Source organism: Cryobacterium sp. MP_3.1 (genome assembly GCF_035984795.1).
Classification (GTDB): Bacteria; Actinomycetota; Actinomycetes; order Actinomycetales; family Microbacteriaceae; genus Cryobacterium; species Cryobacterium zongtaii.
Window position 1 is genome coordinate 150,325 of sequence record NZ_JAXCHV010000006.1, and the last position, 6,066, is coordinate 156,390.

At 67.0% G+C, this 6,066-nt stretch carries 7 protein-coding genes; 5 read left to right on the forward strand and 2 right to left on the reverse strand.

The window, feature by feature from the left end; genetic code table 11:
- Nucleotides 1-2: 2 nt before the first annotated feature.
- The gene (locus tag RCH12_RS06200; protein ID WP_327016337.1) at nucleotides 3-404 is read right to left on the reverse strand and encodes a DoxX family protein; all 402 of its coding nucleotides are present in this window, start codon (nucleotides 402-404) and stop codon (nucleotides 3-5) included.
- 97 nt (nucleotides 405-501) lie between these two features.
- Between RCH12_RS06200 and serA the strand changes: the two genes are divergently transcribed.
- On the forward strand, nucleotides 502-2,094 hold the full coding sequence (serA, locus tag RCH12_RS06205) for a phosphoglycerate dehydrogenase (RefSeq protein WP_103429702.1): 1,593 nt from the start codon (nucleotides 502-504) through the stop codon (nucleotides 2,092-2,094).
- Between the two features lie 91 nt (nucleotides 2,095-2,185).
- On the opposite strand, the gene RCH12_RS06210 is transcribed toward serA, so the two are convergent.
- Nucleotides 2,186-2,437, reverse strand: coding sequence for a DUF6458 family protein (locus tag RCH12_RS06210; protein ID WP_103429701.1), 252 nt, complete (start codon nucleotides 2,435-2,437; stop codon nucleotides 2,186-2,188).
- Between the two features lie 172 nt (nucleotides 2,438-2,609).
- Here RCH12_RS06210 and RCH12_RS06215 point away from each other — a divergent pair, with 172 nt between their 5' ends.
- Genes RCH12_RS06215 through RCH12_RS06230 form a run of 4 tightly spaced genes read left to right on the forward strand, consistent with a single transcriptional unit; the run spans nucleotide 2,610 to nucleotide 5,835 of the window.
- Nucleotides 2,610-3,680, forward strand: a complete 1,071-nt coding sequence (locus tag RCH12_RS06215; protein ID WP_327016338.1) for a 3-isopropylmalate dehydrogenase — start codon at nucleotides 2,610-2,612, stop codon at nucleotides 3,678-3,680.
- Between the two features lie 31 nt (nucleotides 3,681-3,711).
- Nucleotides 3,712-4,833 carry a branched-chain amino acid aminotransferase gene (locus RCH12_RS06220; protein WP_327016339.1) on the forward strand — a complete coding sequence of 374 codons (1,122 nt, stop codon included), beginning with the start codon at nucleotides 3,712-3,714 and terminating at the stop codon, nucleotides 4,831-4,833.
- The gene (locus RCH12_RS06225; protein WP_103429699.1) at nucleotides 4,830-5,612 is read left to right on the forward strand and encodes a fumarylacetoacetate hydrolase family protein; all 783 of its coding nucleotides are present in this window, start codon (nucleotides 4,830-4,832) and stop codon (nucleotides 5,610-5,612) included. Before RCH12_RS06220 ends, RCH12_RS06225 begins: the two co-directional genes overlap by 4 nt.
- Nucleotides 5,613-5,634: 22 nt before the next feature.
- Nucleotides 5,635-5,835 (forward strand): hypothetical protein, encoded by a 201-nt coding sequence (locus tag RCH12_RS06230; RefSeq protein WP_327016340.1) that lies wholly within the window; start codon nucleotides 5,635-5,637, stop codon nucleotides 5,833-5,835.
- Nucleotides 5,836-6,066: the final 231 nt, after the last annotated feature.

Below are 6,066 nucleotides of genomic sequence, written 5' to 3' on the forward strand. Positions count from 1 at the left end.
GCTCAGCCGGCCAGGCCCGCCACGAGCACCAGACCGATCAGCACCAGCTGGCCGAGCAGCCGCGGAACCAACGGAATCGCGACAGCGCCGAACCGGTCCTTGTGCCGGGCGGCGTAAACGTTGGCGGGGAAGACGGCCACGAGGAACACGGCCAGAGCGACACCGGACGTAACACGGGTGGATTCGAGAAGAAGCCCGATGCCGCCGGCAATCTCGCACAGACCGGTGAAAATCACGAGGTTCCGCGGGGCCAACAGGCCCCGCACGCGCAGTCGTGGCGGGATCATTGCCGACATCGTGCGTTGAACCGCGGGCACGAAATGACTGATCCCGGCGACGACGAAGACCACCGCCAGGACGATTCTCAGCGCGGTTAGGACGTAGGTCACTGACTCGGGGCTCATGGCTCCATTGTGGTGCCAGTAAGGTGTTGTGGTATCTGGCGCCCCACCGTCGAGGCGCGAGCTTCCCTCGCCCGACGCTTTCTAAGGATCTGTTTTCGTGTCGAAGCCCGTCGTATTAATCGCCGAAGAACTCTCGCCTGCCACTGTCGATGCCCTCGGGCCCGACTTCGACGTTGTCAACGTCGACGGCACTGACCGTGCCGCACTGCTCTCCGCCCTGGCTTCCGCCAACGCCATCCTGGTCCGCTCCGCGACCAAGGTCGACGCCGAGGCCCTTGCCGCCGCACCGAACCTGAAGGTCATCGCCCGTGCCGGTGTCGGCCTCGACAACGTCGACATCAAGGCCGCGACCGCGGCCGGTGTCATGGTCGTCAACGCCCCCACCTCCAACATCATCTCCGCCGCCGAACTCACCGTCGGCCACATCCTCAGCCTGGCCCGCCACATCCCGCCGGCCCACGGCGCCCTCGCTCAGGGTCAGTGGAAGCGCTCCAAGTACACCGGCATCGAGCTGTACGAAAAGACCGTCGGCATCATCGGCCTCGGCCGCATCGGCGCCCTGGTGGCCGCCCGTCTGCAGGCCTTCGGCGTGAACATCATCGCGTTCGACCCGTACATCACCTCGGCCCGCGCCCAGCAGCTGGGCGTGCACCCGGTGAGCCTGGACGAACTGCTCGCGCAGTCCGACTTCGTCACCATCCACATGCCGAAGACCCCCGAGACCACGGGCATGATCAGCGCCCCGCAGCTCAAGCTGATGAAGCCCACCGCGTACGTCGTCAACGTCGCCCGCGGCGGACTCATCGACGAAGCCGACCTGTACACGGCCCTCGTCGACGGGACCATCGCCGGTGCCGGCCTCGACGTCTTCGTCAACGAGCCGCCGACCGGATCACCGCTGCTCGGCCTCGACAACCTGATCAGCACCCCGCACCTGGGCGCGTCCACCGACGAAGCCCAGGAAAAGGCCGGCGTCTCGGTCGCCAAGTCGGTGCGGCTCGCGCTGTCGGGAGAACTCGTGCCCGACGCCGTCAACGTCGCCGGTGGCATCATCGACCCGACGGTCCGCCCCGGCATCCCGCTGGTCGAGAAGCTCGGCCAGGTGTTCTCCGGACTCGCAGCGCACAGCCCGCTCACCAGCGTCGACATCGAGGTGCGTGGTGAGATCGTCGAGTTCGACGTCTCGGTGCTCAAGCTCGCCGCGCTCAAGGGCATCTTCACCAACGTGGTCAGCGAAACCGTCTCGTACGTGAACGCGCCCCTGCTCGCCGAGCAGCGCGGTGTCGCGGTGCGCCTGATCACCGAGGCCGAATCACCCGAGTACCGCAACCTGATCACCCTCCGCGGCGCCCTCGCCGACGGTTCGCAGGTCTCGGTGTCCGGCACCCTGGTGGGCCCCAAGCAGATCGAGAAGATCGTCGAGGTGAACGGCTACGACGTGGAGGTGCCCTTCGCCGAGCACCTCATCGTCATGCTGTACACCGACCGTCCCGGGATCGTCGCGGTCTACGGCCGTGAGTTCGGCGAGGCCGAGATCAACATCGCCGGCATGCAGATCGCGCGGCACGAGGCCGGCGGCCCCGCGCTGAGCGTCCTGACCGTCGACTCGCCGGTGCCGGCCAGTCTGCTCGCCTCGGTGCGTGAAGCCATCACGGCCGACGTGATGGTCGCCATCGACATCACCGAATAGGTCGCGCTGCCGCACAAGCCGCACACACACAAGAAAGCCCCGGATGCGAATCCGGGGCTTTCTTGTGGATGGAGCGGTGGTGAAGCGAGGGTTACACGTCGTCGATCGAGCGCTCCCGCTGCACGACGCGCTCTCCGCTGACCGGGTCGACGGCGCTGCGAGTGGTGCTGATGCTGCTGCGGCGGCGGGTGAGCAACACCAGGCCGAGCACGAAGATGAGGGCACCGGCCCCCATCAGGATGTAGCCGACCAGGTCGAGGTCGACCCAGTCGACCTGGATGTTCAGGGCCCACACGAGGATGGCGCCGACGACGAAGAGGAAGATTCCCAATCCGATACTCATAGGTAACTGCTTTCTTCTTCAGTGGCACATGCACGTCGGCGACGCGCACGGTCAGGGTTCTCAAGCATAGACAGCCAAATGCGCACAGTAGGGTTGATTTGCAGGGTATCTCCAAGCCAATATCGCGCCAATATCGCCAGCCCACCGGCTGCCTCACCGTAATCGGAGCCGCATGTCCCGCTCAGTCAAGCTCGCAGTCATCGCCGGAGACGGCATCGGCCCGGAGGTCGTCGCCGAAGCGCTGAAGGTGCTCGACGCCGTGACCCACGCCGACCCCGTCGAGTTCGAGCTCACCCACTTCTCGCTCGGTGCCACCCGGTTCCTCGCGACCGGCGACGTGCTCACCGACGATGACCTGGCCGCGATCAGCGCCCACGACGCCATCCTGCTCGGCGCCGTCGGCGGTCTGCCTGGCGACCCGCGGCTGAAGAACGCCAACATCGAGCGCGGGCTGCTGCTCAAACTGCGTTTCTCCCTCGACCACTACGTGAACCTGCGACCCAGCGTCCTCTACCCCGGTGTGCCCAGCCCGCTCGGCGCCCCCGGCGAGGTCGACTTCGTCGTCGTGCGCGAAGGCACCGAGGGTCCCTACGTCGGCAACGGCGGCGCCATCCGTCAGGGCACACCGAACGAGGTCGCCAACGAGGTCTCGGTCAACACGGCGTTCGGCGTGGAACGGGTCGTGCGCTACGCCTTCGAAGCGGCCCAGAACCGCCCGCGCAAGAAGCTCACCCTGGTGCACAAGACCAACGTTCTCGTCTTCGCGGGCAGCCTGTGGCAGCGCATCGTCACCGAGGTCGCCGCCGAATACCCTGACGTGACCGTGGATTACCTGCACGTGGACGCGGCAACGATTTTCCTGGTCACGAATCCGAGTAGATTTGACGTCATCGTCACGGACAACCTCTTCGGCGATATTCTCACTGACCTGGCAGCGGCAATCAGCGGCGGCATCGGCCTGGCGGCATCCGGAAATATCAATCCGGAAGGTCGCTTCCCCAGCATGTTCGAACCCGTGCACGGTTCGGCACCCGACATCGCGGGCCGGCAGTTGGCCGATCCCACGGCGGCGATCCTCTCTGTCGCGCTCCTCCTGAACCACCTCGGTCTGGCGGATGCGTCGGCCAGGGTGAGCGCGGCCGTCACGGCCGACATCATCGCCCGCAGCGTCGCAGCGGAGCCACGATCCACCAGCGCCGTCGGCGATGCCATCGTGTCCCGCCTGACCGGCACTCCCGCCTAACCGCACTCCCGTCTAAACACAAGGGACTCCCATGAGCCAGCAGACCACCACCTTCCCGCTCGAGTTCGAGCGCACGCCGTCACAGACCGCCCGCAGCATCGCTGAGCGCGAAACGATCCTCGCCGACCCCGGCTTCGGCAAGCACTTCACCGACCACATGGTCACCATCGACTGGACCATCGAGAAGGGCTGGCATGACGCCAGGGTCACCCCTTACGGGCCGCTGCTGCTCGACCCCGCCTCCTCGGTGCTGCACTACGGCCAGGAGATCTTCGAGGGCATGAAGGCGTACCGTCACGCCGACGGCTCCATCTGGACGTTCCGGCCGGAGAAGAACGCCGAACGCCTGCAGAGCTCCGCCCGCCGGTTGGCGCTGCCCGAACTTTCAGTGGCCGACTTCATCGAATCCGTCAAGCAGATGGTCGCCGTCGACGGCTCCTGGGTGCCCGACGCCCCGGAGACCAGCCTGTACCTGCGCCCGTTCATGATCGCCAACGAGAGCTTCCTCGGCGTGCGGGCCGCGCACAAGGTGGGCTACTACGTGATCGCCAGCCCCGCCGGCGCCTATTTCACCGACGGCGTCGCCCCGGTGAAGATCTGGCTGTCCACCGAGTACTCCCGCGCCGGTCGCGGCGGCACCGGAGCCGCCAAGTGCGGTGGCAACTACGCGGCCTCCCTGCTGCCCCAGCAGGAGGCCTACGACAACGGCTGCGCCCAGGTGCTCTTCCTCGACGGGGAGACCGGCACCCACATCGACGAACTCGGCGGCATGAACGTGTTCTTCGTGCACGGCACCGACACCCTCGTCACCCCCCGCCTCACCGGCACCATCCTCGAGGGCGTCACCCGCGACAGCATCATCCAGCTCGCCCGTGACCGCGGCATGACCGTGATCGAGCGCGACGTGACGGTGGACGAGTGGCGCGACGGCGTGGCATCCGGCGAGATCACCGAGGTGTTCGCCTGCGGCACCGCCGCCGTGGTCACCCCGATCGCCCAGCTCAAGGCCGTCGGTTTCACCATCGGCGACGCCGACGCTGCCGCGGGGGAGATCACCCTGGCGCTCCGTCAGGAGCTCACCGACATCCAGTACGGCCGTCTGCCCGACCGGCACGGCTGGTTGCTGCGTCTGGACGCGGAGGTGACAGCGTGAAGATCGCCAGGTTCAGCCACGCCGGAACCATCGCGTTCGGCATCATCGATGACGACGAACTGGTCGTCCTGACCGGCGACCCGATGTTCGCCGGTTACAACCCCACCGGCGCGCGCCTGCCGCTGGTGGATGTGGCACTGCTCGCGCCGGTTATTCCGCGCTCCAAGGTCGTCGGCCTGGCCGGCGCCTACTTCGCGGATGCCGCGGAGAAGGCCGCGGCGCTTGCCGCGCCGGGGGAGCCCGCCGAGCCGCGCTTTTTCCTCAAGCCCAACACCACCGTCGTGGGACCCAACGACCCGATCGTGCTGCCCGCGGCCTCCGACGATGTACGCGTCGAGGGTGAGCTGGCCATTGTCATAGGCCGGGTCGCCAAGAACCTCAGCGTCGCCGACGCTCCCGGGGCCATCTTCGGCTACACGATCGCCAACGACGTCACCGCCGTCGACCTGGCCGAGGGCAGTGGCCACGGGGCCAGGGCCAAGAGCTTCGACTCGTTCTGCCCGCTCGGCCCGGTCATCGACACCGAGTTCGACCCCACGGACGGCCGCGTGCTCGGCCGGGTCAACGAGGTGGAGTTCCAGAGCGGAGAGGTGTCGCTGCTGGCGTTCTCGATGGCGGAAATCGTCTCGTTCCTCTCGCACTCGTTCACCCTGTTGCCCGGCGATGTGATCCTCACCGGCTCGTCCAGCGCCGCACGGCGCGTGTCGCACGGCGATACCGCGAGCATCGAGATCCCGGGCCTCGGCGTGCTCACCAACCCGGTTCGCCGCCCGGCCTGACCGACCGGACCGACGGGGACCGATGAACGCTGCCGAGCTGTACACGGTCGACCTGGAACTGCGCGGGGTCACCATGGCACGGCGGCCAGGGATGCTCGCCGGCACCGTGGCATCGTTAGCGGTCAGCCTGCTCGGCATGGGTGACACCCCGATCGGACCGGCGGTCGCCGACCTGGTGATCCGGGTGAGGGCCGATGGGCGCGAGGTCTACCGCTCCGGGTAGAACAACTCGCAGCCGGCCGACTCCATGCTGGAGACGGTGCGCCGCGAGCTGAACGAATTCAGGCCAGAGGTCTTCGCCGCGGAGTGGGGAATCGACAGCTTTTAGGCAGCGACTGTTGCCCAATCGGACAATTGTGCCCCTTGGGTTCAAAGGGTCGTTGCAACACCTGAGTGATTGAGGTGTTGGCGATGAATGGTTCGGCAGGGTTTCCGCGTGAGGTTCGCCGCCGGT